Here is a 4,089-nt window from a genome sequence, read left to right as displayed (position 1 = left end):
TTCCCCATCTTTTTCACCTCCGTTCTACAAATTCAGAAATATATGCCAAAAGACTATAAAATATACTAATTTTGATTATATCAAAACGAATTTTGTAAAAATGTGCCCTTTAAGAGAGCATTTTAAAAAAAGCAACACCTTATGAGCCTTAGAGTCACAAGGGATTGAAAAAAAGTTTAAAAAAACTTTTGGTACGCGACTTGGGAAGGAGTGTTGCTCTTTTTTTGTATGATGCTATTTATTGAGAATAGGACAAATCCTTTAATAACAATACTTTATAGGTATTTCAATAAAATGTAGGTACGCAACTCGGGAAAGATGTTGCTTCTTTTTTTGGAAAATGGGTACGCGACTTGGGAAAGATTTTTTGTAAAATATATAGATAATTTTTGGTTAGATATCTTGAATTGCCTGATATAAAAGCGTTTGTAGATAATTTTGTTAGTAAGATAGGTACGCGACCTGGGAAAAACGTTGCTCTTTTTAGGCTTGAAATTAAATAATATAAATATTTGGTGTTGCTTGTTGAGAGAAATAAGTACGCAACACGGGAAAAACGTTGCTTGTTTTACTGGAAGAGTACGCGACGTGGGAAAGGTGTTGCTTGTTTTGCACTAAGAGTACGCAACATGGGAAAGGTGTTGCATGTTTCTTATTGAAAAAGGAAGATAAAAAGAGAAGGCACTCGAAATGAGGGGTCACTGTTTTGCTAATAGATTAGCGCTGGACTAGGATGACGGTGGTCATGCATAGCGTTCCATTTAGAAGTGGCGGTTCTTTATATGTTAAAATTAAGAAATAACGATATGAATATTTGCATTTGATTTAACAGTTAGTTTTTTCAATAATAAAAATATGGAGATAAAACATTCTACTAATAAAAGGTAATATTTTACCTTTTTAAAATATCAAATCTTTTCTGTATATACATATATTTATACAGATGGATTAATCGACGTTATTTGAAAAAAATTCATTTGAATGATACACCTTACATTTTGGAGGGGACAAGCAAAAATGGGGAATAAAGAGAAAAAGCCTAGCGAGTCAGAATAAAAAACTAATTAAAATAAAATTTCATACAATTCGAAAGAGTTTGCAAAAATTCTCTAATATGGTTTATACTGTAATTGGAGTGATTAATAACCAAATAGTTAATGGATAGTTAATGTTGTGTATTAATTTAATAAGTTATATTTAAGGTTATTAAACATATTACTCCTCAACCCATGCTTCATTCTGAATATACAGTGGGGAAAATATAATTTGAAAGTTTGAGGTGCTCTTATGCTAACAACAGTTTCTAATAAGACAAGCAGTTTTGACGTAGAACAAAATGTACATGAATTCGAATCAAATGGATACATTCAAATCGCTAATGATATTTTTTTACAAGATCAAGAAGATCAGGCATTACTAACGAAAGCACAGTTAGACTACTACAGCTTACAAAACGACGCATATGGCGAATGTCGCGCTAGAGCCTATTCAAGATATATAAAATACGCTGGTTCTTCAGATTATGTTCTAGATACAGACAATGGATATTTCCAATCTGAAGAATATAATTATGACGATGGTGGGAAAATTAGAAATTTCAACAGTATAACAGATGAATTTTTACATAACTCATTAATTGAGAAAATTGTTCGCTTTGATAGTGAATTTGCATTTAATACAAACATACTTGATACAAGTAAGGATATAATTATAGGTTTACATCAAGTAAGATATAAGGCAACGAGAGAAAACCCTTCTTTTAGCTCTCCAATTTGGCTACATAAGGATGATGAGCCGATTGTCTTTTTACATCTCATGAATTTAAGTAATACAGCTCTTGGCGGAGACAATCTAATTGCAAACAGCCCTAGGGAAATTAACAAGTTTATAAGTTTGAAGGATCCCCTAGAAACTTTAGTATTTGGACAAAAGGTATTCCACGCTGTAACACCACTAGGAACAGAGTGTAATACAGAAGCCGTACGTGACATTTTATTAGTAACGTTTTCTTATAAGGAGCCAAAATGATAAAAAATAAAACTATTATGATTTCAGGCGCCAACAGCGGTATAGGAAATGCTTGTATTGAATATTTTTTAGAAAAATCATTCAATGTAATAGCTCTTGATATTAATACAAATAAATTAGTAGACTATACAAAAACACATACGTCTTTTAAGTTAGTACAAATAGATTTAAGTAACAGCAATGAGATTAATAATCTTTTTATACAATTGGATACAGATACCCTTTGTCCCGACATACTTATAAACGCCGCTGGTATTAGGGAAATAACACCTGTATTAGAACTTTCTGATGATCTATTTAAAAAAGTAATAGATGTTAATTTAGTAGCACCCTTTATTCTTTCAAGGGAAGCTGCTAAGCGTTGGTACAAGTCTAAAACAAAAGGTTGCATAGTAAATATAGCATCTATTTCAGGATTAATGGCTGAACCTGAAAGAGCGGCTTATGTTGCATCAAAACATGCTCTAATTGGACTTACTAAACAGATGGCTATGGAGTTTGGTAAGCAAAACATACGAGTGAACAGTATTTCTCCCGGTGTCATTAGAACAGAGCTTACAGAAGAATATTTTAGTGATGAGCGTTTGGTATCCCTTATAAAAAGCAATCAATCCTTAGATACGTGGGGACTACCGCAGGATATTGTTTCGTGTATTGAATATTTAATTTCTGATCAGGCTCGCTTTGTTACAGGTTCCAACTTTGTCATAGATGGCGGTTGGACAGCTGGGAAGAATTTATAATTAAGTGTTTTTTGTAGATAAATTAAAAGCACCTGTCCTTTATAGAAGGTCGGTGCTTTTCTTACTAAAAATTAGATATTTAACGGGGGGATTAAATTGATTCAACAAAATTCTATTGAGAGAAAATCATTACCGGCTTTGAAGATGATAATATCAATGGTTATTTTCGGTTCAGTCGGCTTTTTTTCCGTACAAACAAATTTACCTTCATTTGAGTTGGTATTTGTACGATGCATTTTTGCTACAATATTTTTAAGTCTATGCTGGCTTATTACTGGACAGTACAAACATGATAAATGGGAACGAAAAGAAGTTATTCAAGTCTTGATATGTGGATTTTTCCTTGTATTTAATTGGGTATTTTTATTTAAAGCATTTGAAAATATGTCAGTCACAGTTGCAATATCAGTCTATCACCTTGCTCCAATAATTGTACTTATCATTGGAAGTATTGTTTTTAAAGAAAAATTAACAGTATTATCTGTTATCTCTATCATTATCTGCTTTGTAGGAGCGTTATTAATCGCTGGCATAAACAAAAACTTTTCTTTCGACTCGATAATGTCTTCTGGCATGGTTTGGGGACTTCTCGCAGCTCTGTTTTATGCATTTACAACTTTATTTGGAAAAGGTATTAAGAACATGAGTGCTTATGCAATGACCTTTTTGCAAACATTTTTAGGGATTTTTCTTCTAATACCCTTTATAGATTTTGATGCATTCCATGGACTGACTCAAAGTAATTGGACGTATATTATAGCAACCGGCCTTATCCATACAGGATTGGTATACTACTTATTCTTTGATAGCTTACGTGATTTATCAACAAAATTAATCTCGATATTAGTTTTTTTAGATCCAGCTGTAGCAATTTTATTGGACACGGTGCTTACAGGATTCCGACCAACTTTAATGCAAGTATCAGGGATTACTCTAATTTTTGTTGGTATGGCTCTAACTTTCAAAAAATCTAAAAATAAGACCCGAAAATTAAAAAAACAAACTATAGAAGACGACGCTGGTGTATTGTAAAATAATCAAATCATAAAAAAACACTTGCGACATAATTGGGGTAGCAGGACATGCCCATCAATCTAGTGAAAAGAAACACCCCAAAACAGTAAAAAATTTCTTTTTCTACAGGTGATTTCTTTGGAAATTCATCTTATTTTTTCTTAAGTTTATGAGGTATCTAACTATTTAGATATCTAATTATATATATTCTATTTATTTTAAATTTTACTATAATAATATAAAGAGTGGGAATGATTAATGAAGAAACAGTCTCAATATATGTATCATTTAATTATTAGCATAC

General features: G+C 31.8%; 3 protein-coding genes. All 3 read left to right on the top strand.

Annotated elements, in window-relative coordinates:
- Positions 1 to 1,287: 1,287 nt before the first annotated feature.
- The 3 genes from CER22_RS30625 (at position 1,288) to CER22_RS30615 (ending at position 3,803) form a co-directional block, all read left to right on the top strand.
- The gene (locus CER22_RS30625) at positions 1,288 to 2,028 is read left to right on the top strand and encodes a 2OG-Fe dioxygenase family protein (protein ID WP_088610464.1); all 741 of its coding nucleotides are present in this window, start codon (positions 1,288 to 1,290) and stop codon (positions 2,026 to 2,028) included.
- Positions 2,025 to 2,771: an SDR family NAD(P)-dependent oxidoreductase gene (locus CER22_RS30620; RefSeq protein ID WP_142293612.1), complete on the top strand. Its 747-nt coding sequence runs from the start codon at positions 2,025 to 2,027 to the stop codon at positions 2,769 to 2,771. The genes CER22_RS30625 and CER22_RS30620 overlap by 4 nt, the downstream gene beginning before the upstream one ends.
- Positions 2,772 to 2,915: 144 nt before the next feature.
- Positions 2,916 to 3,803: a DMT family transporter gene (locus CER22_RS30615; protein WP_088610465.1), complete on the top strand. Its 888-nt coding sequence runs from the start codon at positions 2,916 to 2,918 to the stop codon at positions 3,801 to 3,803.
- Positions 3,804 to 4,089: the final 286 nt, after the last annotated feature.

Origin of the sequence: Bacillus sp. K2I17, from assembly GCF_002209985.1 — a bacterium.
Classification (GTDB): domain Bacteria; phylum Bacillota; class Bacilli; order Bacillales; family Bacillaceae_G; genus Bacillus_A; species Bacillus_A wiedmannii.
The sequence above is the reverse complement of the archived record's forward strand: the minus strand, read 5'-3'. Positions and strand labels throughout refer to the sequence as shown.

Bases quoted from the DNA above. Each gene is read 5' to 3' on its own strand.
- CER22_RS30620 (WP_142293612.1), top strand. From the start codon at position 2,025: ATGATAAAAAATAAAACTATTATGATTTCAGGCGCCAACAGCGGTATA.
- CER22_RS30615 (WP_088610465.1), top strand. From the start codon at position 2,916: ATGATAATATCAATGGTTATTTTCGGTTCAGTCGGCTTTTTTTCCGTA.
- CER22_RS30625 (WP_088610464.1), top strand. From the start codon at position 1,288: ATGCTAACAACAGTTTCTAATAAGACAAGCAGTTTTGACGTAGAACAA.